The sequence below is a fragment of the Rhodococcoides fascians A25f genome (assembly GCF_000760935.2).
Taxonomy (GTDB): Bacteria; Actinomycetota; Actinomycetes; order Mycobacteriales; family Mycobacteriaceae; genus Rhodococcoides.
This window is the reverse complement of sequence record NZ_CP049744.1, coordinates 2539361-2563484: the sequence shown is the minus strand read 5'-3', so window position 1 is coordinate 2563484 and position 24124 is coordinate 2539361. Positions and strand designations below refer to the sequence as shown.

Below are 24124 nucleotides of genomic sequence, written 5' to 3'. Positions count from 1 at the left end.
GTGGCCGTGAAGTCGACCGATCGCGCCAGCACTGTCCACTCCAGCACCGTCCGTGCCGGTTTCCTCGCTGCATGCTGCGCGGTGGCTCTGGTGGCGGGATGTTCGAGCACCGACACCGAACCCGCAGCCGAGCAGACAGCGTCCACGAACGAGGTGACGATCGCGGTGACGCCGACGACCACCACCGTCGTCGACCCCGGGGCCGAGCCACGCCGCGTACTGGCTTTCGACACAGCCGACACCGACTCGCAGAACATCGACCTCACGACCACGTCCACCGTCCAGCAACAGATCGACGTCGGGGCGGCGCAGGACTTCTCCAGTCCCGAGTTGACGGTGCCGCTGAGCGCGTCGACGGCCGATGCCGTGCCGGAAGACGACGCCTCGACCGGGGCGACGCGGTCGATCGACCTGACCATCGGGGCCGCCACCTCACCCGACGAGGGCCTGACCGACGCACTGTCCGCGTCGGAAGGCTCCACGGCGCGGCTGGCGGCCACCGAGTCCGGAGCGATCACTGCGTTGCACATCACTCCGGCCGATGCCGCGCTCGATACCGCCAGGGCAGCCATCGAACGCTCGTTCAACGCCGCGGTGTACCGCTCCGTCGCCTTTCCCGACGCAGAAGTCGGTGTCGGTGCCGTGTGGACAATCGATCAGCAGGTGCTGAGCGGAATCACCCTGAACCAGCGCACGATGGTCACGCTGCGAGCACTCGACGGCGACCGGGCGACCGTGGATATCGCCATCACACAGACACCCGAATCACCGGTGTGGGACCTCCCCGACAATTCCGGCACGCTAAACATCGCGTCGTACACCTATACAGGCGCGGGAACCCTCGACATCGACCTGACGCAGCCGCTTCCCGTCGGTGGGACGATCACCGCGGGTGGCGATCAGATGTACACCGATCCCGACAGCACGACCGTGTTGCGGCAGACGGTCGGAGATTCGATCACCTGGGGTGACCGATGACACGAACCACCACGCGTCTGCTGGCCGGGCTGTCGTTGGTCGGACTCGCCGCAGCCGCCGGATGCAGCTCGGACGAACCGTCGCAGGCCACCGCGCCGGCACCCACTGCCGTCGCGGCTCCCGATCCCCTGCTCGGTGTGCCCATCACCGACAGCGCCGTTCTGACGGCATCGATGCTGGGGCTGGGCGATTTGCCGGACGGCTTCTCCTCGATTCCGGACCCGGTCCGAGATCTGGGATTGGACCCGGCCCCCGACTACGACTCACCCGACAAGTCCAGTACCGACCCGTCTGCGTGCGCGGCCGTACTGGCACCGGTCTCGGAACAACTCGGCGGTGCGGCGTCGTCCGCGGTGGCTCGCTTCTCGGGGCCGAACTTCTCGTCGATCGACGAGGACGCGGCGAGCTACACCGGGACCGGAACAGCAGAGGCATTCGCATCGGTGCAGCAGGCGTGGACCGGGTGCGCCGAGTTCACCGGCACGGATGCGGACGGGGTGAGCGTCGAGTACGCGCTGGCGGGCCGCGAGCAGCCGCAGATCGGTGACGCGTCCGCCTCCATTCGTCTGACCACCAGCAGCGAGGGATTCACGTTGATCTCCGACGTCGTGGTGGCCGTGGTCGATTCGACCGTCCTGCAGATCGTCGTCTCGGATCAGAGCGGACTCGAACCCGCGACTGTCACGGCCGTGGCCGAGGCCGCCGCCGACCGTATCCGAACGGCCACGCCCAGCGCCTGAGTCGGTACGAGCCTCCGAACGAAGAACTGCCGGTGACATGTCCCCGCGAGGAGATGTCACCGGCAGTTCAGGTGCGGTCAGAGACGATCGGCAGGACTCAGGGTGCGGGGCACGCCGGGCTGGTCAGCTGCGCGAGCGAAACGATGCCGCAGGCGTTCTCCTTGGAGAGCTTCCACACGCCGTCCTCGGGGACGAACTGGAACGTGCCGGGGTTGGCCTGCCCGTTGAGGGTGATGGTGATGCCCGCGTTGAGAACTCCGGTACCGAGGTCGTCGATGCTGGTGATCTCGATCTGAGCGTTGTTGGCCACAGCAGCGGCCGCAACCTGGTTGATCAGATCCGGGTCCTCGGACGCGCCCTGGATCAGAGCCGCCTTCTCCTCGACCGGGACGTTGGGATCGAGTCCGCGCATGAGCTGAGTGTTGAGCTCCTCGACCGTGGGTGCAGGCGGGTACGCGCCGCCCTCGGGAGCGGTGGAGGCCGAGGTGGTGACAGCCGTGGTCGTCGTCGCGGTGGGCGTTTCGTCGCCGCCGGAGCTGCAGGCGGTCATGGTCAGTGCACCGGCGATGGCGATACCGGCAACCATTGCCCGTCGGGTGTTGCGAAGCTTCAAGTGCTTGTCCTTTTCACTCTGAGTCACGTCTCGATCGTTCTGTGACTCGTCGGTCGTTGCGGGTAGTGGTCGTCTCGGACCGGAGTCCACTATGTCAGCTCGGATCGGTCGAGACACAACCCGTAACGCCTACCTGTGAAACCTCACAGAGTTTCCTCAGCTCTGCCACAACTCACTTCAGGCTGTCGAGAACATCGGCGACGACCAGGTTCTCGTCCGATTCGGCAAAGGTACGCGCGGTCCCGGGCCCGGTGGTGCGGGTCTCGAATCGCACGGTCACCACCGCGTGCCCGGCACCCTGCACCCAGCCGTGACCGAATTCGGGATGCCTGACGTCCATACCGGGCTGCCACCGCGGACCGTCCGGAACGACGACGTCCGCGGCGGCCGCCACCGGCACGGCCGACTCCTCCGTTGCGTCTGCCGCATCCACGACCGGTTCGTGTTCGAGTTCGGGAAACAGAGATCCCTGCCGAACGGCCGACAGCCCGGCCAGGCCGACCCCGACCAGCCGGATCGGTCCGACGTCGACGGGATCGACCGCCAGTCGCTGTGCGGTGGCCACGATCGTCTGCTTGTCCACGGTCGCGTAGGGCAACGTCGCCGATCGGGTGATGATGCTCATGTCGGACTTGCGCAGTTTGAGCACCACGGTTCTGGCACCCCGGCCGTCCTTCAGCAACCGGCGATGAGTCGATTCGACGATGGCTTCGATGGCAGGGCGTAGCTGAGCGAGGGAGATGACGTCCTGCGCGAACGTCGTTTCGGCGCTGACCTGCTTGGCCTCGGCCCGCTCGGCCACCACGCGATTGTCGATGCCGCGCGCCAGCTGATGCAGACTCGGCCCCATCGTGGCCCCGAGTATCGACGCCACCTCGGACTCAGGGGTGGCCACGAACTTGCCGATGGTATCGATTCCCAAGCGCCGCAACCGTTCTCCTGCCACCGGTCCGATACCCCACAGCTTCCGCACCGGCAGGGCCGCCATCAGCTCTGCTTGTATTCCAGGGGCGACGACGGTGATGCCATCGGGCTTCGCCAGGCCCGACGCGATCTTGGCGATCTGCTTTCCCGATCCGGCACCGATCGAGGCGACCAAACCGGTCTCGGCGAGTATCAGCGCGCGCAGCCCAGCGCAGAATTGCTCGACCTCACCGACCGAAGCTCCGGCCAATTCGAGCGGCTCGCCGAAGGCCTCGTCGATCGAGAGCTGTTCGAGAACGGGCATCGGTCCCCGTAGTGCCTCGAACCCCCGCCGACTCAACTCCGAGTACAGCGGGAAACGCGGCGGCAGCACCACCGCACTCGCACCGACCAGTCGACGTGCCTGATGCATCGGCATCGCCGATCGGGCTCCGAACGCACGCGCCTGATAGCTGCAGCCCGCCACCACACCTCGCCCGCCGGCTCCGCCGACGAGAACCGGGCGGCCCCGCAGCGTGGGCCGAGTCAGTTGCTCGGCGGAGGCGAAGAACGCATCCATGTCCAGGTGCAGCACCCATCGGCGACTCCGCAGGGTGTCGTCGGCGATGTTCGGCACAGTCAGCGAGGATCGACGGTGAAGCCGAGCGCCTGACCAGCGCGTTCGGGTGTCGGATCCGACCACAGTGCACCGTAGTTCTCGGTCGTGGTCAACGATCGGGTGTGCGCGATGTCGATGTACAGCGTTCCGCCGAGGTGGTCGGTCTCGTGAGCAACGATTCGGGCCGGCCAGCCGCGGACCACCTCGTCGACCTTTCGACCGAATTCGTCGGTGCACGCGAGCCGTACCTCGGCTGCCCGGCTCACGACGGCCTGGTAGCCGGGAACGCTGAGGCACCCCTCGTAGAAACCTGCCGTCCTCGACCCCACCGGCGCGTACCGGGGATTGACCAACACTCGGAACGGCAGCGGCGTGCGCTCTCTCGCACGAGCGACAGCCTCACCGACGTCGAACAGATCCTCGATCACCGCAATCTGCAGCGGAATACCGATCTGCGGCGCAGCGAGACCGACGCCCGGTGCGGCGTGCATCGTCGCCCGCATCACCTCGACCAACTCCGCGAACGTGTCGGCGTCGAGTTGCCCGTCGTACGCCGCTGCCCGCGACCGTAGAACCGGGTCGCCGGCCGCGACGATCGGCACTACGCCACCGCGAGCTCCGGCGAGGAGCTCGTGAACGGCACCGACCACCGCCTCCTCGGTCACATGCCCTTCACTCACATGCCCTTCACTCACGACGACTTCGTGACCGCTGCCCGAACTCCTTCACCGAGATCGCTGCCGTCGTCTCCGACGCGTCCGTCGACGAGGGAGTGTGCGAGCACCTCGCGCGCGATCAGATCCCGGTGAGTGTCCAGCCATGCCTGTCGGTGCTCGGGCACCTCGATGACGATGTCGATACGGTCCGAGACGTCGAGTCCGTGATTACGACGCGCGTCCTGTAGTTCTCGGATGCGATCCTTGGCCCAGCCCTCCGCCTCCAGCTCCTCGGTGACGGCGGAATCGAGCACCACCAGACCGGCGTTACCGGGCAGTGGTGCCGTCGATTCCGGCTCGGCCGCAACGAGTTTGCGGGTGTACTCCTCGGGCAGCAGCACTGTTCCTGCTGCGCTCACGACACCGTCGGCATCCTCTTCCCAATCGCCTGCCTTGACGGCCTTGATCACCTTCTGGACGTCCTTGCCCATACGCGGGCCCGCAGCACGCGCGTTGACGACGAGCTCGAACTTTCCGTGTACGGCAACGTCTTCGGTGAGGTCGACCTTCTTGACGTTGACCTCGTCGGCGATGATGTCGACGAACGGACGCAGGCGCTCCGCATCGGCGGCGGCAACCGTCACCTCGGGCAGCGGCAACCGCACTCGCAGGTTCTGCGCCTTACGCAGACCCAGCACGGTGGAGCACACGGTACGAACCTCGTCCATGCTCTCGACGAGTTCCGGATCCGACGGCAGTTCGTCGGCCTCGGGCCAATCCGTCAGGTGCACCGAGCGGCCACCGGTCAAGCCCCGCCACACCACTTCGCTGATCAGCGGAAGCAACGGAGCTGCGATGCGCGTGAGCACCTCGAGCACGGTGTGCAGGGTGTCGATCGCGTCGGCGTCCTCGCTCCAGAACCGCGAACGAGACCGTCGCACATACCAATTGGTCAGTGCATCGCAGAACGTGCGCAGCTCGTCGCAGGCACCGGCGATGTCGTTGCCCTCGAGCGCATCGGTGATCGCGTCGCGGGTGGCCGACAGCTTGGCGAGAACGTAGCGATCGAGCACGTGCGGCGAATCGGTACGCCACTGGCCGGGCGTCGAGGCGTAGAGCTGAAGGAAGCTCCACGCATTCCAGATCGGCAGCAGTGCCTGCCGCACGCCCTCGCGGATGCCCTGCTCGGTGACGATCAGGTTGCCGCCGCGCAGGATGGGTGACGACATCAGGAACCACCGCATTGCGTCGGAGCCGTCGCGGTCGAAGACCTCCTTGACGTCCGGGTAGTTACCCTTGGACTTGCTCATCTTCAGACCGTCGTCGCCGAGCACGATGCCGTGTGCGGCAACAGTTTTGAACGCAGGCCGATCGAAGAGCGCGGTCGCCAGCACGTGCAGCGTGTAGAACCAGCCGCGGGTCTGCCCGTTGTACTCGACGATGAAATCGCCCGGGTTGTGCGTGGAGAACCATTCCTCGTTCTCGAACGGGAAATGCACCTGTGCGTACGGCATCGAGCCCGACTCGAACCAGCAGTCCAGCACCTCGGGAACGCGACGCATCGTGGACTTGCCGGTCGGGTCGTCCGGGTTGGGTCGCGTCAGGTCGTCGATGTACGGACGATGCAGATCCGTCGGACGCACACCGAAGTCACGCTCGAGCTCGTCCAGGCTGCCGTACACGTCGAGACGAGGGTAGGCGGGGTCGTCGGACGTCCAGGCCGGAATGGGGCTGCCCCAGTATCGGTTTCGGCTGATGTTCCAGTCTCGTGCACCTTCGAGCCACTTGCCGAACTGGCCGTCCTTGATGTGCTCGGGCACCCAGGTGATCTCCTGGTTGAGCTCGACCATTCGATCACGGAACTTGGTGACCGCGACGAACCACGACGGAACCGCCATGTAGATCAGCGGCTGACCGCTGCGCCAGCTGTGCGGGTACGAGTGCTCGATGGTCTCGTGCCGCAGCAGGCGGCCCGAGGCCTTGAGGTCCTTGATGATCACCGGGTTGGCATCGAACACCATCAGACCCTCGTACGGCGGCACCAGCGAGGTGAACTTTCCGCCCGCGTCGAGGGGTTGCACCACCTCGATACCGTTCGCGGTGGCGACGTCCATGTCCTCTTCACCGAAAGCGGGTGCGAGGTGCACGATTCCGGTGCCCGAATCGGTGGTGACGTAGTCGGCCTGCAGCACGCGGTGCGCGTTCTCGTGGCCGAGAAAGAAGTCGTACGGCGGTGCGTAGGCGAGTCCGACCAACTCGGTGCCGGTGTGCTCCGAGAGCACCTCCGGCTCCTCCCCCAGTTCCTTCGCGTAGTGCGGAAGACGCGCAGCGGCAAGCACGTAACGCTCACCGTCCGTGCCTCGCACCTGCACGTAATGCACATCGGGGTGCACCGCGATCGCCAAGTTGGACGGAAGGGTCCACGGAGTGGTGGTCCAGATCAGTGCGTTCGCGCCGTCCAGCGGTGAGCCGGGAGCCGTCAACGGCATCGTGACGGTGACCGCGGGATCCTGACGCATCTTGTATGCGTCGTCCAGGCGGGTCTCCTGATTGGACAAGGGCGTCTGCTCGTACCAGCTGTACGGCAGAACTCGGTAGCCCTGGTAGATCAAGCCTTTGTCGTGCAGCGTCTTGAACGCCCACATGACGGACTCCATGAAGTCGACGTCGAGGGTCTTGTAGTCGTTGTCGAAATCGACCCACCGCGCCTGCCGGGTGACGTAGTCGCGCCACTCGTCGGTGTACTGCAGTACCGACTGCTTGCAGTAGGCGTTGAACTTCGCCAGGCCCATTTCGTCGATCTCGGACTTGTCCTTGATGCCGAGCTGCTTCTCCGCTTCCAGCTCTGCGGGCAGACCGTGGCAGTCCCAACCGAACCGACGCTCGACCTTCTTGCCGCGCATGGTCTGGAAACGCGGAACGAGATCCTTGACGTACCCGGTGAGCAGATGTCCGTAGTGGGGCAGGCCGTTCGCGAACGGAGGGCCATCGTAGAAGACGAATTCCTCGGCATCCGCGCGGTTGTCGATGCTCGCCCGGAACGTACCGTCCTCGGCCCACTCGTGCAGCACCATGCGCTCCAGATCAGGGAACGGAACACTTCCCGATCGACCCTCGGCCAGATCCACCAGCGGGTACGACGCGCTCGTGGGACGTGAGCTCGAATCTGTCATATCTGTCTCCTCCGTGCCGGACGCGTACGAGACGCGACATCTGTTGGCACGGGGACGACATTCGACGATCTGGACGCCGATACCGCGGTACCACCCCGCTTGCTCGCACTCGACGTTCCTGCCGTCGGAGCGAGCCACTCCACGTGAGCTGTGACGGGCTCACCCGTTCGGTTCTACTGAACGTCCATCCGAAACACCTCGGCGCTTCGCATCGACGTCGTTCTTCCGAAGGCTCCCCGGTGATGGCCGGATCGACGCCTGAACATACCTGTCCTGAAAGAGATGCTACCTGTCGAGTTCCGGCGGTGGTCGACGGCCGGTGAGCGCGCCGACCAGAAGCAGAATCGCTCCGAGGATGCACACCACTATGCACGCCCAGGCCCACACGACGGACCCCGTCATCAGGGCGAGAACCAAGAATCCGAAACCGATCGCCGCTGCGCCGAGAGTCAGGACCAACACGGGATTCCTCGCTCACCATTCGCCATGACAGCCGGGTCCGACGCTGCCGTCATCGGCAGCGTCGGCGGACGCAGTGGAGCGTCAGTTGCCCTTGGCGTACGACTGGCTGTAACCGGACGACTGGTTGTCCTGGTTGAAGTTGTCCTGGCCGTTGTCGACAGGCAGAGCCGACGAACGATTCTCGAGCTCTTCGAGCTGAGATTCGAGGTACGACTTGAGGCGCACCCGGTATTCGCGCTCGAACGTCTTGAGCTGCTCGATGCGGCCTTCGAGAACGGAGCGCTGCTGGTTGATCGTCGCCATGATCTCGGTGTGCTTGCGCTCGGCGTCGGCCTGCAGTGCGTCGGCCTTCTCCTTGGCCTGACGAAGCTGGGTCTCGGAGCGCGTCTGTGCATCGGAGAGCAGCGACTCGGACTTCTGCCGAGCCTCGGACATCATCGACTCGGAACGCGTGCGGGCATCGGACACCAGACGCTCGGCGTTGGTGCGAGCGTTGCCGAGCAGCTGCTCGGACTCCGACTTGGCATCACCGGTGAGACGATCGGCCATCTCCTGAGCGAGGCCGAGGATCTTGGCGGCCTGCATGTTGGAGTCGCCACTCTGCTGCGGGGCTGCGGCAACGGGTGCGACCGGTGCAGGCTGCTGAACCACAGGCGCGGGCTTCGGGGGATCCACCGGGCGCGGCGGCTCGACCTTCGGTGCCGCGACCTGAGCGGGCTGCGGGTTCTGCCGAACCGAGCTCTTGGCGTCCGCGAGCTCCTGATCGAGCTCACCGACTCGCTGGCGGAGGTCGGCGTTCTCCTCGATCAGTCGCGACAACTCTTGCTCGACGAGGTCGAGGAAAGCGTCGACCTCGTCTTCGTTGTAACCACGCTTACCGATAGGCGGCTTGCTGAACGCTACGTTGTGCACATCAGCTGGAGTCAGCGGCATGGAAGGATCCCTTCACGCGTCTTGGGGCGGTAGAGCAAGCATTCAGTTATATGCCATTCCGCGCGAGTGCAGAACAATCAAACTGTAACTGGCGTCCATTCTGTCACACAGGACACGCAGCTTGCGCGCGTCCTACGTTCTAACATTCCATCTTCGGCCTCAGGCCGCGAGACTGCTGGTCACATTCCACGCGATGAAGACGACGAACAGCAGGACCATGATGGACAGATCCAGCCGAACTCCACCGAGGTTGAGCGGCGGAATGATCCTGCGGAGAAGCTTCACCGGCGGGTCGGTAACCGTGAAGATCGCCTCGAGCAAGATGACGACCACTCCCGTCGGTTGCCAATCTCTCGCAAAAGTCCTGATGAACTCGACGATGATTCGACCGATGAGAAGGAGCCAGAAAAGAAACAATACGATGTTGATCACCGTGAACACGATCACGGCTATACTCTGCCTGACTTCGCCAGGCTGAGCAAAGTGCGCTGGTCACAGCCTCGAACTACCGCTCCGAACAGAGAAACTCTCACTGCTGACTGTAGAAACCGGTCTCAGCGATGCGCCTGCGCTCCTGCGGCGATACATCGACGTCGGCGGGCGACAGCAGAAAGACCTTCGTCGCTACCTTGTCGAACGAACCACGGAGCGCAAAGGCCAGACCGGCAGCAAAATCGACCAGTCGCTTGGCGTCCGCGTTGCTCATCTCCACCAGGTCCATGATCACCGGAGTGCCGTCGCGGAAACGCTCGCCGATGGTGCGGGCCTCGCTGTAGTCGCGCGGACGCAGCGTGGTGATCTTCGACAGCGGACCACCGTCGTCGACGATCGGGCTGCGCCGAGTTTCCGCCCGCACATCCATACGGGTGTCCATGGCCAGTGCTCCGCGAGTGGCCGTACCTCGGGTCGACGGTGCCGATGTACGTCCTCGGCCACCGATCGGGGCCAGGGTGGCCGCCGGCCGAGGAGCCTCGTAATCGTCGTAGTCGTCGTCGAGTTGAGCGTGCCGAGATCCACCGAACGACGGCTTCACGAACTCACGCTCGTCGATGTCGTCGTAGCTGTCACGCCCACCACGGGAGCTGCGCCGCGCGTCCGGATCGTCGAGGTAGTCGTCCTCGTAGTCGGCGAGCGGAACCATGCCGAAGTACGCCTTGAACTTGTGCAGGGTGCTCATCGTTCTGCCTTCCGTGGAGTGTGTCTACCGTCGATCCCCAGGTTCGCAAGTGTCTGTTGTGACTGATGTGATCCGTGGACTGTTATTGCGAGGTTATCGGCCGGGCCCCGAGTATTGCGGTACCGACACGCACGCACGTCGATCCGTGGCGCACAGCAGCTTCCAGGTCTCCAGTCATACCGGCAGACAGCTCGAGCGCCTCGGGATGATCGAGCAACAGACGATGGTGGAGATTCTCGAGGTCGGCGAACGCGGCCTCCGGTTCGGCGTCGAGAGGCGGCACCGCCATCAACCCCACCAGACGCAACCCTGCTGCGTTCGACACAGCCTCGGCCAGCTCGTGGAGTTCGTCACGTTCGACGCCTCCGCGGTGCACATCGCCGTCGAGACTGACCTGAAGAAGCACGTCGAGTTCCGACCGACGCACACCCTCGTCGAGCGCGGATACGGTCGCTTTCGACAGCGCCGCCACGAGCCTCGCACTGTCCACCGAATGGATGGAATGGGCCCAGGCCGCGACGGACTTCGCCTTGTTTCGCTGCAGGTGCCCGATCATGTGCCACCGCGGCGGATCGGGGAGAAAATCCTCGGCCGTCTCGGCAACCGTCGGCGATGCGTCCTGCTCTCGGGATTCGCCGAAGTCGCGGCAACCGAGCCGGTACAGGGTGCGCACGTCCGACGCCGGAAAGAACTTGGTCACAGGCAGCAGGGCCACGTCAGCGGGCGTCCGGCCTGCATCGACACAGGCGCGGCGCAACCGCTCGCGCACCGACGTCAACGCTGTCTCGATCTCGACCGCACGGTCCGCGACCGGCCCGCCATCATCGATGGGTTCGCTCATGACATCCCCTTCTGCCGTCTCAGCGATCGACCGCTGCGGGCCGATCGTCCGTCGATGCACTGTCCATCCACACCACGCTGGCGATCCGGCCGGTCGACCCTTCCCGGCGGTGGCTGAACAGAGTTCTGTCCTCGATGGTGCAGCGCGGATCCTGCGCCACTGCGGACACTCCCGCCGCGAGCAGTTGGGCCCGGACACCGGCGGGGATGTCGAGTCCCGGTGTGTTGCGAACCGTCGTCGTCGCGCTGCCGGGGAGATGCTTGTCGACGTCCGCGCGCATCGCTGCGGGCACCTCGTACTGGCGTCCACTCGCGGCCGGGCCGAGAAATGCACCGATCCTCGCGGGCACTGCACCGAGCTCGACCATGGCCTCCACGACCCGAGGAACGATGCCGATACGCGCACCGACCCGGCCTGCGTGCACAGCGGCGATCACTCCGGCCTCCTCGTCGGAGAGCAGGATCGGTACACAATCGGCGGTCAACACGACCAGCCCGAGGTCACGCTGCGTCGTCACCAATGCATCGGTCATCGCCACCGGCTCGGCTACGGGACCGTCGACCACCGTGACGGTGCGTCCGTGAACCTGTTCCATGAAGACGAGCCGCTCGACTCCCATTCCCAATCTCTCGCCGAGACGACGGCGGTTGGCCTCGACGGCCGACGGATCGTCGCCGACGTGATCGCCGAGATTGAAAGTGTCGAACGGGGGTGCCGAGACACCGCCCGCTCTCGTGGTCGAGACGCGTCGAACGCGGAACGGAACAGCGGATGCGGTACCGCTCACCGCCGCATGAAGGACGGCACGTCGACTTCGTCTTCGCCCTCGTCCTCGGCGATCGGCACTCGACGGCCGGAGCCGACACCCTCGCGGCCCTGCCCGCCGCCGGATTCCCGGCTGGACGACTCGCGGTTGGACGAGCTCGACGAGTTCAGCGGCGGCAGGCTGCTGCCACTCGGTGCACCGACCGGGTCACGGAACACAGCACCTTCGGAGCTCTCGTTCGTGCGCGAGGACACCTCACCGGAGCGGGCCGATCCGATCGGACCGCGTGTGGACGTTGCCGCTTCGACCGGGCGGCGCGTCGGGGTGCCGCCGTCGAAGCCTGCGGCGATGACGGTCACCCGAACCTCGTCGCCGAGCGAATCGTCGATGACCGTTCCGAAGATGATGTTGGCGTCGATGTGGGCTGCTTCCTGCACCAGCGACGCAGCCTCGTTGATCTCGAACAGACCGAGGTCCGAGCCGCCGGCGATGGACAGGAGCACTCCGCGTGCGCCTTCCATCGAAGCCTCGAGCAGCGGCGAGTTGATCGCCGATTCGGCGGCCTTGATCGCGCGACCTTCGCCGCGGGAGGAGCCGATGCCCATCAGCGCACTGCCTGCGCCGGACATGACGCCCTTGACGTCGGCGAAGTCGACGTTGATCAGGCCCGGGGTGGTGATGAGGTCGGTGATGCCCTGGACGCCGTTGAGCAGAACCTCGTCGGCGCTGCGGAATGCATCCATGAGGCTCACCGCTGCATCGCCGAGCTGGAGCAAGCGGTCGTTGGGGATGACGATGAGCGTGTCGCAGGACTCACGAAGCTGCTGGATGCCGGTATCGGCCTGTCCGCCGCGACGCTTGCCCTCGAAAGAGAACGGCCGAGTGACGACGCCGACGGTCAGTGCGCCGAGCTTGCGAGCGATGTTGGCTACGACGGGAGCGCCGCCGGTACCGGTGCCGCCGCCCTCTCCTGCGGTGACGAAGACCATGTCGGCACCCTTGAGCACCTCTTCGATCTCGTCCTTGTGATCGTCTGCTGCGCGGCGACCCACCTCGGGATCGGCACCTGCGCCGAGTCCGCGGGTCAGCTCGCGGCCCACGTCGAGCTTGACGTCTGCGTCACTCATCAGCAAGGCCTGAGCGTCGGTGTTGACCGCGATGAACTCGACTCCCTTGAGTCCCTGTTCGATCATGCGGTTGACCGCGTTCACGCCGCCGCCGCCGATGCCGACGACCTTGATTACGGCGAGGTAGTTGTGCGGGGGCGTCATGGGCTCTCGCCTTCCGTGGGTTGTTGCGTGAAATGTGGAAAACCCTCAACCTAAACCACAGGCTTAGAGTTATGTCAAGTACTGAACTGCCCGGAACGCTATTCATCCCCGACGGCTATCGCCATTAGGCGCGCCGACGCCGCGCCGGAAATATGCGTCACTCGCGCCGAAACTACTTCGTGGTGGGTAGATCCGGACTCGACACGTCGAAAATCTGGCCGGGCTGCGACAGCAACGCGATCGCCACCGCGGCCTTGCGTTCGGAGTTGTCCTTGCTACCCCACACCACGGTTCGCCCGTCGAGCAACAGAATCGAGATGTCGGACAAGGTGCTCGCGCGCAGCTCTCCCACTTGATCTCGCAACAGTGGCGGCAGCGTATCGAGCACCGCCAGAGCATCTTTCGTCACCGCATCACCGAACACCGGATTCTCGGTCACCAGCCGCACAACCCCGGGCGGCGGAGATGCGATCGCAAAATCCACGCCGGTGGAATCGAGCAGATGAGTGCCATCCGGAGAATCGAAGAACGCCACCGGCGTTCGCTCCTCGACAGTCACCTGCACGGTCGACGGGTACTTACGCTGCACGCGCACCGTCGCCAACGCCGGAATCGTCGCCACCCGCTGCGCCGCCGCAGCCGTGTCCACCCGAACCAGCGGAAGACCGGCGGGAACGTCGAGCAGATCCAGGATCTCCTGCTCGGACACCGAGGACTCCCCCGCGACCGTGACGCTCCGAACCGAGAGCAGCGGCGTGAAGTACACCAGCGCAGCCGATCCCACCACCACGACCACGACGGCAAGCGCAATCAGCACCGCCTTGCGACGCGACCGCTTCACCCGAGCGCGCTCGTGTTCCCTGGCCAGGGCGCGCACCTGCTTGTCGCTCAGATGCTTGTCACCGACCTGGGATGGCGAATCATCCTCTGCTGCAGCTGTTCCCGACCTCGAAGAACGAACTCGATCGGAGCGGCGGTTCACTGCGCCGGCCGATCCTTCGGTACGCCGCGGCCGGTCGCAGCACCGAAATCGGTTTTCGAGCGAAGTGCGTCCAGAATCGGACCACCGAGCATCGTCACGTCACCGGCACCCATGGTGATGACCACGTCGCCCGGCCTGCTCAGATGAGCGACCTGCTTGGCCACCAACGACAGATCCGGTTGATAGTTCACCGGTTTGGTCACCGAGGCGGCAACCAGTGCCCCCGTCACACCGGGCAACGGCTCCTCGCGCGCACCGTAGACATCGAGCACCACGATCTCGTCCGCCAACGACAACGCAGCACCGAACTCCTCGGCGAACGTCGCGGTCCGTGAATACAGGTGCGGTTGGAACACCACCACGACCCGCCCCCGCTCGAGACCTGCGCGGTCCTGGCCGGCGACGAGAGCCTGCGCTGCCGTCAACACCGCACGTACCTCGGTGGGATGGTGTGCGTAATCGTCGAACACTCGGACGCCGTGCTCTCGACCGGTGAACTGGAAACGTCGGTGAACCCCGCCGAAGCCGGTGAGCCCGGCCAGCAGTTCCTCCGTACCGGCACCCACCTGACGCGCCGCGACGAACGCCGCAAGCGCATTGAGCGCGGTGTGCCGTCCAGGAACACCGAGCCGAACCGTGCGCGCCGCATCCTCACCGGCGATCTGCAGCTGCGCGACGCCGCCGATGTCCTCGGGCTCCCACGCCAACAGACGGACGGCCATCTCGACCGGTCCGGCGTCTACGTCGGCCGACCCGTAGCCGAGCACGGTCACGCCGGGCAGGTTCTTCTCGACCACTCGGCGTGCCAGCGCTGCCGAACCCGGATCGTCCATGCATGCCACGAGCACGCCGCCGGGGCGCAGCACGGCGGCGAAGTCGTCGAACACCTGCACGTAGGCCTCGGTGGTGCCGAAGTGGTCCAGGTGATCGGCCTCGATGTTGGTCACGATGATCACGTCGGCCGTGTACTGCAGCAGCGAACCGTCGCTCTCGTCCGCCTCGGCCACGAACACGTCGCCGCTTCCGTGGTGCGCATTGGTCCCGGCCTCGTTGAGCTCTCCCCCGACGGCGAACGACGGATCGAACCCGCAATGCTGGAGCGCGACCACCAGCATGGAGGTGGTCGACGTCTTCCCGTGGGTGCCCGAGACCAGCAATGTGCGGTAGCCCTGCATGAGAGAGGACAGCACGGCCGGCCGCAGAACCACCGGAATTCCGCGCATCCGGGCCTCGACCAGCTCCGGATTGGTCTTGGGAATCGCGGCATGGGTCGTCACCACGACGGTGGGACCGCCGTCGATCATGTCGAGCGCACTGGCGTCGTGACCGATACGAACCTGCGCACCACGTGCACGGAGCGCGAGCACACCACGTGATTCCTTGGCGTCCGATCCCGATACCTGCCCGCCGCGAGCCAGCAGGATGCGTGCGATACCGGACATTCCGGCACCACCGATACCCACCATGTGTACTCGTTCGAGCTCTGCCGGCAATTCCGACATCGCCGCACCGTCAATTGTCACGCGGACGTCTCCCTCGTTCTCTTCGCATGCGCGACACCGCCCGGGTCAGCGTCTCGCCGCGTGCGCGGTATCGAGCACGATCTGCGCTACGGCCGCTGCTGCTCCTTTGTGCCCGGCACCGGCCGCGGCCCTGGACATAGCAGCAATCTTTTCCGTGTCGTTCAGCAGCGCGATCACCGTGTCGGTCACGTACTGCTCGGTCAGTGTCGCATCGGACACCAGGATGCCACCTCCGGCGTCGACGACCGGACGGGCGTTGAGCTCCTGCTCACCGTTTCCGTGTGGCAGGGGGACGTACACCGCGGGCAGACCGGTCGCGGACACCTCGGCGACCGTCATGGCACCGGAACGACAGATGGCCAGGTCCGCGGCCGCGTACGCCAGATCCATCCGGTCGATGTACGGCAACGCTACGTACGGAGCGTTCGGGTTGCGCTGCTCGACGTCCAGCGAGTTCTTCGGTCCGTGCGCGTGCAGAACCGAAATGCCCGCCTCGGCGAGCGCAGACGAGGCACCGGAGACTGCGTCGTTGAGTGATCGGGCTCCCTGCGAACCACCGAACACCAGCAGCACCGGGCCGTTCTCCGGCAGACCGAAGTGTTCGCAGGCCTGTGCGCGCACCGCCGCGCGGTCGAGTTCGGTGATGGTGGGGCGCACCGGAATTCCGATCACTTCAGCGTCGGCTGCACCGCGCGCTGCGATACCCGATCCGGCGACGGCCGCAAGCACCCGTCGAGCGGACCGAGCCCCGACCTTGTTGGCGATGCCTGCCCTGGCATTGGCTTCGTGAATGACGACGGGAAGTCGTCCACCACGACCGAGCAGCCGTCCACGCGCGGCGAGATAGGCGGGCAACGCGACGTAACCACCGAATCCGACGAGCACGTCGGCCTCGACGGCCGCGAATATCTCCCTGGTTCGACGTACCGATCGCACGACGCGGACTGGCAGCTTCAACAGGTCGATGGTGGGCTTACGCGGCAGCGGCACCGGCGGGATCAGTTCGAGGGCGTACCCACGGGCCGGAACGAGCGTCGTCTCCAGGCCGCGGCTGCTGCCGAGAGCGGTGACGGTGACGGTGGGGTCGAGGACGCGGAGGGCATCGGCCACGGCGAGCGCCGGCTCGATGTGCCCGGCGGTTCCGCCTCCGGCGACCACGACTGAGATCGGTCGAGAGGTCTGCTTCACCGTCGATATCCTCGCTCACCCGAGCGAACGGGTGGGCGACCGGGTTGTGGTTCCGGACGCGGACGGTACGAAGTCTGAGCTTCGGGACGGGGCCGGGGGGACGTCCGGGACCCTGCGGGGTACCCGGCCGACGGCTCACGACGCGGTTCGGCGCGGCGAGGCCGGCCGCGGAGCGAATCGCCGCGTCGGTCGGTCGATGCGGGCGACATCGTGTCGGCCCGAGAGCTCGATACTCGGGTACGACCTGGCTCGGGTGCCCGCGCTCCTCGTCCGTCTTTGCCCCTGCGGGCCTCGAGACGCTTGCGGTCCTGAGCGGCCAGGGTGGGGCGAGTGGACTTCGAGCGAGCCATCGCGGCGCGTTGGGGCGAGAACACCGCGGGCAGCGGAAGCTTGAGGGCCCGCGCGATCCGGCCCTCCTGGCCGGCGTGCAGGGCCGCGATCGCTTCCGGCTCGTGGCGGGCAGCGCTGGCGATGATGCCGAACATCAACAGCGTGATCGCTGTCGACGTGCCGCCGTAGGACACGAGTGGAAGCTGCAGACCGGTCACCGGCAGCAGGCCCACGACGTAGCTGATGTTGATCATGGCCTGCCCGAACACCCAGCAGGTGGCACCGGCCGTCAACAGGCGCAGAAAGGGATCGACCGAGCGCATGGCGATGCGCAGGCCCGTGTAGACGAACAGTCCGAACAAGCCGATGACCGCAAGGCAGCCGATCGTGCCGAGTTCTTCGCCGATGATGGCGAAGATGAAGTCGTTGTGCGCGTTGGGAAGATAGCTCCACTTCGCACGACTCTGCCCCAACCCGCGGCCGAACAAACCGCCGTCGGCCAGCGAGTATTTCGCCTGGGTCGACTGATAGGACAGTCCCGAGGTGTCTTCTCCCGGGTTGAGCCAGGCCTTCACGCGGTTGGAGCGGTAGCCGGCGGTGAACGCGAGCACAGTCGCCAGCGCCAGACCCGTCATCAGCACCGCACCGAACAACCGGGCGTTGAGGCCGGCGAACCACAGCAGCGCCACCAGGATGATGCCGAGGGCGATGGCCGTACTCAGGTTCGGCTGCAACACCACCAGCAGACACATCAGCAGACCAGCAGGCAGCAGCGGCACCAGCAACGACTTGATGTTGCCGTGTTCGCTGCGACGCGAGGCCAGCAGGTGCGCACCCCACAGCACCAGTGCCACCTTGGCCAGCTCGGACGGCTGGAACGAGACGACGCCGAAGTCGAACCAACGCCGCGCACCCTGACGCTCGGCACCGATTCCCGGAATCAGCACGAGCATCAACATCGTGATCGAGACCAGGAACAGCGTAAAAGACAGCTTCCTGAGGTACCGAACCGGGAGTCGGAGAGCGACGTAGAACGCGACGACTCCCAGTGCCACGCCGATCAACTGCTGAGTGAACAGCGCGTAGCCGGACTCGTCGGCCGCGAAGGACTCGGCGGACGACGCCGACAGAACCATCACCAGGCCCAGCACCGTCAGCAGTACGGCGATCGTGACGATGAGGTGGAACGACGCCAACGGACGGCCGAACCACAGGCCGATTCGAGTGCGGGGCGGCGAGGTGCGACGAGAAGAGCGCGGCGGCCGAGCAGCGGTGGTCACGAGCGCAGCGATCCGATGTCGGTGGCATCGAGGTGCTGGACCGACTCGGCGAAGCTGCGGCCGCGATGGCCGTAGTCGGCGAACATGTCCAGCGATGCAGCCGCGGGAGCCAACAGGACGGTATCCCCCGGCGCAGCGCGTCCGGCCGCATGGGCAACCACCGCCCGCATCACCGCATCAGCATCTTCAGCACCATGAGTCACACCAGCATCGTCTCCCGAAGGGAGCCTGACGACCGGAACATCGGGCGCGTGTCGCGCCAAAGCCTGTGCGATCTGCATCCCATCGCGGCCGAGCACCACCGCAGCAACGAGTCGATCGGCGATCTCCACGACCAGATCGTCGATCACGGCACCCTTGAGCAACCCGCCCGCGATCCATACGACGCGCTCGTGGGCCAGGATCGACGAACGAGCGGCATGCGGATTCGTCGCCTTCGAATCGTCGATGAACGTCACTCCGCCGAGGTCGCGCACCACCGCCGCGCGATGCGGTCCCACCCGATAGCTCTGCAGACCGGTACGAACCGCATCTGCCTGCACCCCTATCGAGCGAGCCAGCGCGGCGGCCGCCAGCGCATCGAGAATGCCGGAGGGTCCACTCGGCTCGACGTCCTCGGCTGCGAGGAGTTCGACGTTCTCACCGAAGGCGTTGTCCACGAGTACGCCCGACCGCACTCCCAGCTCGCCCGAGGCGGGTTCGCCCAACCGGAAACCGACGACGTCGACCGCAGGCGAGCCCGCGGCCAGACTCGCCGCTCGCTCATCGTCGAGGCCGACGACAGCGACGGTGCCGGACAGCGCTCGAGCCTTGGCGTGGACATATCCGTCCATGCCGCCGTGCCAATCGAGGTGATCCTCGGCGATGTTGAGCACCACCCCGCCCGCCGGATGCACCGACGGAGCCCAGAACAACTGGAACGACGACAGTTCCACGGCGAGAACACTCGGATGGGGGGTGCGACGCAACGCGTCGGCGATGGGGAGCCCGATGTTTCCGCAGGCCACCGACTCGATCGCGGCCGCCTCCAGAATCGACGCCAGCATCGAAGTGGTGGTCGTCTTCCCGTTGGTTCCGGTGACCACCAGCCAGCGAGTTCTGGGGCCGTACAGCTCGGCCCGGTCCACGTGCCAGGACAATTCGACATCGCCCCACACCGGAATGCTCTGTTCTGCGGCAGCGGCCAACACCGGAGAATCGGGACGGAAGCCGGGACTGGTGACGACGAGTGAAAACGCTGCCAGCGCCGCGGGATTGCCGAGCAGGTCGTCCTGCAGCACCACCGCGGCACCGATGCTCGACGCCCCGTCGAGCGCACCGCGATCGGAGTCGGTGACAGTGACGACGGCCCCGAGATCCAGCAATGGGCGCACCACGGCGAGGCCGGACACGCGGGCACCGGTCACCAGCACCGACTTACCGCGCAACCACGTCAGGTCATTCGAAGATTCGTTCATGCCCTATCCGCCGACGGCAGCGAGGTACTCGCTGTAGAACAGGGCGAGTCCGACGGCCGACGCGATGGCGGCCAGCAACCAGAACCGGATGATCACCGTCGTCTCGGCCCATCCCGCCAACTCGAAGTGATGATGGAACGGGGCCATGCGGAACACGCGTCGGCGACTGGAACGGAACACCGCGACCTGAATGACGACCGATGCAGCCTCGGCGACGAACAGCGCCCCGATGACGACCATGATCAGTTCGGTCTTGGTGACCACCGACAGACCTGCGATCAGGCCGCCGAGGGCGAGAGATCCGGTGTCACCCATGAAAATCTTGGCCGGCGCCGCGTTCCACCACAGGAAACCGATGCATGCGCCCGCAGCGGAGGCGCAGACCAGAGCCAGGTCGAGGGGGTCTCGTACGTCGTAGCATCCGGGGGCAGGCCCGGCGGGGCCTGCGCAGGCTTGCCGATACTGCCAGAACGTGATGACGGTGTAGGCACCGAGCACCAGCGTCATCGACCCGGCGGCGAGGCCGTCGAGGCCGTCGGTGAGGTTGACCGAATTGGACCACGCGATCACCAGTAGGCAGACGAAGAACACGAACACGACAGCGGACATCGACCAGGTGGCGATGTCTCGGACGTAGGAAAGTTGAGTACTGCCGGGAGTGAGACCGCTGTCGCTGCGGAACTGCAGTACCAGAATCGCGAACAGCACGGCCGCCGTTATCTGACCGACGTACTTGCCGGTGGCGTTCAGGCCAAGGTTGCGCTGCTTGCGGATCTTGATGAAGTCGTCGAGGAAACCGACGAGCCCGAGCACCGTCGTCAGTCCGAGGACCAGCAGAGCAGAGGCCGACGGACCGTCGGCGTCGTACCCGATCCCGATCAGGTGAGAGCCCCAGTAGCCGGCCCAGATTCCGACCAGAATTGCCACGCCGCCCATCGTGGGCGTACCACGCTTGGACTGGTGACTCGCCGGACCTTCCACTCGAATCTCTTGACCGAAGCCCTGTTTCGAGAAGGTCTTGATCAGAATCGGGGTCAGCAGAATTGCGACGGCGAGCGCGATGCCACCGGCGAACAGGATCTGCCTCACTGCTCGCCCTCCGCGACGGCGTTCGACTCGGCCAGGACGGCGTCGGCAACTGTCCACATGGCCCCGGACTGTGACGCCTTCACCAGAACGATGTCGCCGGGACGCACCTCGTCGAGGAGCACCGCGATCGCCGACTCGCGGTCGGGTACGAGCATCGACTCCTCGCCCCACGAACCTTCCATGACCGCACCTTGATGCAGCGCCCGAGTGGGACGTCCCGAGTCGACGATGATCAACCGATCGACGTCGAGTCGTACGGCCAGCCTGCCGATCGCGTCGTGCTCGACCACCGAGTCGGCACCCAGTTCGCCCATCTCTCCGAGAACCGCCCAGCTACGACGCTTGGGCCCGTCGTCACGGCGCGACATCGACACCAGGGCCTTGAGTGCGGCGCGCATCGAATCGGGATTGGCGTTGTAGGAATCGTTGACCACCGTGACCCCGTCGGCACGAGTACGCACGTCCATCCGCCTGATGGACGTCGGAGCAGCGGTCGACAACGCGTCGGCCACCTGCGCCAACGTTGCTCCGCATTCGAGCGCGACGGCCGCTGCCGCGAGCGCGTTGCCGACCTGATGCTCACCGTGCACCGCGAGGGTGATCGCTACCGTGCCCGCCGCGCATTCGAGCGTGAACGACGCGCGAGCGTCGGTATCGACCTGCACGTCGACCGCCCTGACGTCTGCATCGGCGCTGCGCCCTACCGTGACGACGGATGCCGTTGTGCGCGTTGCCATCTCGGCAACCAGACGATCGTCGATGTTGAGAATCGCCACTCCTCCGTCGGCGGCACCGGGCAGCGCTTCGACGAGTTCACCCTTTGCCAACGCGATGGCGGCACGCGACCCGAACTCGCCCAGGTGCGCCGTGCCCACATTGAGCACCACCCCGATCCGCGGAGGCGCGAGCTCGGCGAGCTCGGCGATGTGGCCGATTCCCCTGGCCGACAATTCGAGACACAGGAAGTCGGTATCGGCGTCGGCCCGCAGAGCCGTCCACGGGTGGCCGAGTTCGTTGTTGAACGATCCGGGCGGGGCCACCACCGAGCCGAGCGGTTCGAGTACCGCGGAGATCAGATCCTTGGTTGAGGTCTTTCCCGACGATCCCGTCACGCCGACGACGGTCAGGCCGTGCTCGGCGGTCAACTCGAGCACCGAGGCCCGGGCCAGAGCTCCGAGTGCGGTCAACACGGCCGAACCGGAACCGTCCGGGTCGTTCTCGAGCGCCATCGCACGACTGTCGTGCGGGACCGGACTGACGACCACGGCCGGTACGCCCACCGGACGCGCGGCCAACACCAGCGCCGCACCTGCGGCGACCGCGTCGGCGGCGTGGTCGTGCCCGTCCACCTTGGCTCCGGGGAGGGCGAGGAAGATACTGCCGGGGGTCACCTTGCGGGAATCGAACTCCACCGGCCCCGGCACCACGACGGTCGGATCCGACACGTCGTGCAGTGTGCCTCCGACGATCTCGGCGATACGGCCCATCGTCAGCGGAATCACCGTGCGCCCGCGCTCGTGCCGACCAACCGCGCGTCGATAGCCGAGGCGAGTACCACTCTGTCGTCGAACGGGTGTTTCACCCCTGCGATCTCCTGGCCTGTCTCGTGCCCTTTTCCTGCGATCAACACAACGTCCCCTTCGCGCGCCCACACCACGGCCTGTTCGATCGCCGCCGCGCGGCCTGCCACATTTCTCACTTCACCACGAACATCGTCCGGCACCGACAGCGCTCCGTCTTCCACGGCCCGCCGAATGGCGGCCGGGTCCTCGCTGCGCGGGTTGTCGTCGGTCACCACGAGGAGATCGGCTCCCCGAGCCCCGGCTGCACCCATCAGCGGGCGCTTGGCGGTGTCGCGGTCTCCGCCCGCCCCGAGCACCACCGCGATCCGGCCACGGGAGGATTCACGCAACGTCGCCAGCACGGCCTCGACGGCCGCGGGCTTGTGCGCGTAGTCCACCACGGCCAGGAAGTTCTGACCTCGATCGATGCGCTGTACGCGTCCCGGCACGTCGACCGTCGCGAGCCCCGCCGCCGCTGTCGGCGCGTCCACACCGGCCGCCGCGCAGGTCGCCAGCGCGAGCACGGCATTGGCCACGTTGTAGCGACCCGGCAGTCGGACCGAGACCGGCACCGACAGACCGTTCGGATCCGCGACGACGAACGACTGCGTGCCGTCGTCGTGCTTGGCCCAGTCCGACACCGTCCATTGCGAGTCGTCACCGGTCGATGCGGTCACCACCGTCGAACCGGCAGCGCGAGCGATGTCTGCCATCCGCACACCCCACGCATCGTCGACACAGACGACCGCGGTGTCGGCGCGGACAGCAGAGTCGGCCGCGAACAGACGACTCTTGGCCAGAAAGTAATCCTCGAGCGAGTCGTGGAAATCGAGATGGTCCTGAGAAAGATTGGTGAACGCTCCGACCGCGAAGCGGGTTCCGTCGACTCGGCCCAGAGACAACGCGTGCGAGGACACTTCCATCACCACTGTGTCGACGCCCTCCTCCACCATCACCGCGAAGAGCGCGTGCAACTGTGGTGCCTCGGGCGTGGTGAGTGCGCTCGGTACGTACCGACCTGCGACGCGTGTCTCGATGGTGCCGATCAACCCGCACCGACGACCGGCGGCCGTCAGGCCTGCCTCGACCAGATACGACGTCGTCGTCTTTCCCGATGTACCGGTGATCCCGACGACGGTCATCCTCGACGAGGGATTGCCGTAGATCAGCGCGGACACCCCACCCAACACCTGACGAGGACGATCGTGCACGAGCACCGGAACCTGACGGTCGACGCCGGCGAGGGCGCGCACCACGATGTCGAGTCCGGCGGGGTCGGTGAGAACCGCCACGGCACCGCGACCGACCGCGTCCGCTGCGAATTCGGCTCCATGGCGAGACGAACCGGGCAGCGCGGCGAAGAGATCGCCGGACAGGACGGACTGTGCTCGCAGATCGATGCCGGTCACACGCACGCCTGCGGGGTCTCCGGCACCGATCGTGGCTCCGGCCGCGGACGCCACCTCGGACACCTCGGTGTGCGGTGGATGCGCCGGACGTGAACCCGGAGCCGGTTGTGAATCCGCTGAGACAGTCACTCCTGCTCCCTTCCTCTCTACTGCAGGGCGCGCGCCTGCCCCG

Annotated in this window: 21 protein-coding genes; 2 read left to right on the top strand and 19 right to left on the bottom strand. The window is 66.1% G+C overall.

The features are described 5' to 3' along the window. The first annotated feature begins 6 nt into the window (after positions 1-6). On the top strand, positions 7-978 hold the full coding sequence (locus BH93_RS12210; protein WP_242459191.1) for a hypothetical protein: 972 nt from the start codon (positions 7-9) through the stop codon (positions 976-978). Beyond that, positions 975-1718 carry a sensor domain-containing protein gene (locus BH93_RS12205; protein WP_037177489.1) on the top strand — a complete coding sequence of 248 codons (744 nt, stop codon included), beginning with the start codon at positions 975-977 and terminating at the stop codon, positions 1716-1718. Before BH93_RS12210 ends, BH93_RS12205 begins: the two co-directional genes overlap by 4 nt. A gap of 97 nt (positions 1719-1815) precedes the next feature. On the opposite strand, the gene BH93_RS12200 is transcribed toward BH93_RS12205, so the two are convergent. The 19 genes from BH93_RS12200 to BH93_RS12110 form a co-directional block, all read right to left on the bottom strand. Further along, complete coding sequence (locus tag BH93_RS12200) at positions 1816-2304, bottom strand: hypothetical protein (RefSeq protein ID WP_371828279.1); 489 nt, start codon at positions 2302-2304, stop codon at positions 1816-1818. Between the two features lie 199 nt (positions 2305-2503). Beyond that, complete coding sequence (locus BH93_RS12195) at positions 2504-3814, bottom strand: DNA polymerase IV (RefSeq protein WP_442981235.1); 1311 nt, start codon at positions 3812-3814, stop codon at positions 2504-2506. A gap of 59 nt (positions 3815-3873) precedes the next feature. Next, on the bottom strand, positions 3874-4548 hold the full coding sequence (locus BH93_RS12190; RefSeq protein ID WP_242459190.1) for a peptide deformylase: 675 nt from the start codon (positions 4546-4548) through the stop codon (positions 3874-3876). After that, a complete protein-coding gene (gene ileS, locus BH93_RS12185; protein ID WP_037177936.1) occupies positions 4545-7682 on the bottom strand; it encodes an isoleucine--tRNA ligase in 3138 nt (1045 codons plus the stop codon). The genes BH93_RS12190 and ileS overlap by 4 nt, the downstream gene beginning before the upstream one ends. A 285-nt stretch (positions 7683-7967) precedes the next feature. Beyond that, complete coding sequence (locus tag BH93_RS12180) at positions 7968-8144, bottom strand: hypothetical protein (protein WP_032379034.1); 177 nt, start codon at positions 8142-8144, stop codon at positions 7968-7970. 81 nt (positions 8145-8225) lie between these two features. Continuing rightward, the gene (gene wag31 / locus BH93_RS12175; protein ID WP_032379035.1) at positions 8226-9077 is read right to left on the bottom strand and encodes a DivIVA-like cell division protein Wag31; all 852 of its coding nucleotides are present in this window, start codon (positions 9075-9077) and stop codon (positions 8226-8228) included. A 159-nt stretch (positions 9078-9236) separates the two neighbouring features. After that, on the bottom strand, positions 9237-9524 hold the full coding sequence (locus BH93_RS12170) for a YggT family protein (RefSeq protein WP_037177485.1): 288 nt from the start codon (positions 9522-9524) through the stop codon (positions 9237-9239). A gap of 82 nt (positions 9525-9606) precedes the next feature. Continuing rightward, a complete protein-coding gene (locus BH93_RS12165; RefSeq protein WP_037150824.1) occupies positions 9607-10254 on the bottom strand; it encodes a cell division protein SepF in 648 nt (215 codons plus the stop codon). Between the two features lie 82 nt (positions 10255-10336). After that, positions 10337-11095: a YggS family pyridoxal phosphate-dependent enzyme gene (locus BH93_RS12160; protein WP_052065936.1), complete on the bottom strand. Its 759-nt coding sequence runs from the start codon at positions 11093-11095 to the stop codon at positions 10337-10339. Positions 11096-11114: 19 nt separating this feature from the next. Then, the gene (pgeF, locus tag BH93_RS12155; RefSeq protein ID WP_037177482.1) at positions 11115-11882 is read right to left on the bottom strand and encodes a peptidoglycan editing factor PgeF; all 768 of its coding nucleotides are present in this window, start codon (positions 11880-11882) and stop codon (positions 11115-11117) included. Then, complete coding sequence (ftsZ, locus tag BH93_RS12150; protein ID WP_032403952.1) at positions 11879-13132, bottom strand: cell division protein FtsZ; 1254 nt, start codon at positions 13130-13132, stop codon at positions 11879-11881. The genes pgeF and ftsZ overlap by 4 nt, the downstream gene beginning before the upstream one ends. A 172-nt stretch (positions 13133-13304) precedes the next feature. After that, positions 13305-14114, bottom strand: a complete 810-nt coding sequence (locus tag BH93_RS12145; protein ID WP_080739272.1) for a cell division protein FtsQ/DivIB — start codon at positions 14112-14114, stop codon at positions 13305-13307. Next, entirely contained in the window at positions 14111-15616 is a 1506-nt protein-coding gene (gene murC, locus BH93_RS12140) for a UDP-N-acetylmuramate--L-alanine ligase (RefSeq protein WP_052065869.1), read from the bottom strand. Before murC ends, BH93_RS12145 begins: the two co-directional genes overlap by 4 nt. Positions 15617-15682: 66 nt before the next feature. Then, positions 15683-16825: an undecaprenyldiphospho-muramoylpentapeptide beta-N-acetylglucosaminyltransferase gene (gene murG, locus BH93_RS12135; protein ID WP_197914606.1), complete on the bottom strand. Its 1143-nt coding sequence runs from the start codon at positions 16823-16825 to the stop codon at positions 15683-15685. After that, positions 16822-18435: a putative lipid II flippase FtsW gene (ftsW, locus tag BH93_RS12130; protein WP_052065867.1), complete on the bottom strand. Its 1614-nt coding sequence runs from the start codon at positions 18433-18435 to the stop codon at positions 16822-16824. Before ftsW ends, murG begins: the two co-directional genes overlap by 4 nt. After that, a complete protein-coding gene (gene murD, locus BH93_RS12125) occupies positions 18432-19892 on the bottom strand; it encodes a UDP-N-acetylmuramoyl-L-alanine--D-glutamate ligase (protein WP_037177479.1) in 1461 nt (486 codons plus the stop codon). The genes ftsW and murD overlap by 4 nt, the downstream gene beginning before the upstream one ends. Before the next feature lie 3 nt (positions 19893-19895). After that, positions 19896-20981, bottom strand: coding sequence for a phospho-N-acetylmuramoyl-pentapeptide-transferase (mraY, locus tag BH93_RS12120; protein WP_032379042.1), 1086 nt, complete (start codon positions 20979-20981; stop codon positions 19896-19898). Then, positions 20978-22483, bottom strand: coding sequence for a UDP-N-acetylmuramoyl-tripeptide--D-alanyl-D-alanine ligase (locus BH93_RS12115; RefSeq protein ID WP_037177474.1), 1506 nt, complete (start codon positions 22481-22483; stop codon positions 20978-20980). The genes mraY and BH93_RS12115 overlap by 4 nt, the downstream gene beginning before the upstream one ends. Continuing rightward, positions 22480-24081: a UDP-N-acetylmuramoyl-L-alanyl-D-glutamate--2,6-diaminopimelate ligase gene (locus BH93_RS12110; protein ID WP_037177473.1), complete on the bottom strand. Its 1602-nt coding sequence runs from the start codon at positions 24079-24081 to the stop codon at positions 22480-22482. The genes BH93_RS12115 and BH93_RS12110 overlap by 4 nt, the downstream gene beginning before the upstream one ends. Positions 24082-24124: the final 43 nt, after the last annotated feature.

Bases quoted from the DNA above. Each gene is read 5' to 3' on its own strand.
- BH93_RS12195 (WP_442981235.1), bottom strand. From the start codon at position 3,814: ATGGATGCGTTCTTCGCCTCCGCCGAGCAACTGACTCGGCCCACGCTG.
- murC (WP_052065869.1), bottom strand. From the start codon at position 15,616: ATGTCGGAATTGCCGGCAGAGCTCGAACGAGTACACATGGTGGGTATC.
- BH93_RS12160 (WP_052065936.1), bottom strand. From the start codon at position 11,095: ATGAGCGAACCCATCGATGATGGCGGGCCGGTCGCGGACCGTGCGGTC.
- murD (WP_037177479.1), bottom strand. From the start codon at position 19,892: ATGAACGAATCTTCGAATGACCTGACGTGGTTGCGCGGTAAGTCGGTG.
- BH93_RS12205 (WP_037177489.1), top strand. From the start codon at position 975: ATGACACGAACCACCACGCGTCTGCTGGCCGGGCTGTCGTTGGTCGGA.
- ftsZ (WP_032403952.1), bottom strand. From the start codon at position 13,132: ATGACGCCCCCGCACAACTACCTCGCCGTAATCAAGGTCGTCGGCATC.
- BH93_RS12165 (WP_037150824.1), bottom strand. From the start codon at position 10,254: ATGAGCACCCTGCACAAGTTCAAGGCGTACTTCGGCATGGTTCCGCTC.
- wag31 (WP_032379035.1), bottom strand. From the start codon at position 9,077: ATGCCGCTGACTCCAGCTGATGTGCACAACGTAGCGTTCAGCAAGCCG.
- ileS (WP_037177936.1), bottom strand. From the start codon at position 7,682: ATGACAGATTCGAGCTCACGTCCCACGAGCGCGTCGTACCCGCTGGTG.
- BH93_RS12200 (WP_371828279.1), bottom strand. From the start codon at position 2,304: ATGGTTGCCGGTATCGCCATCGCCGGTGCACTGACCATGACCGCCTGC.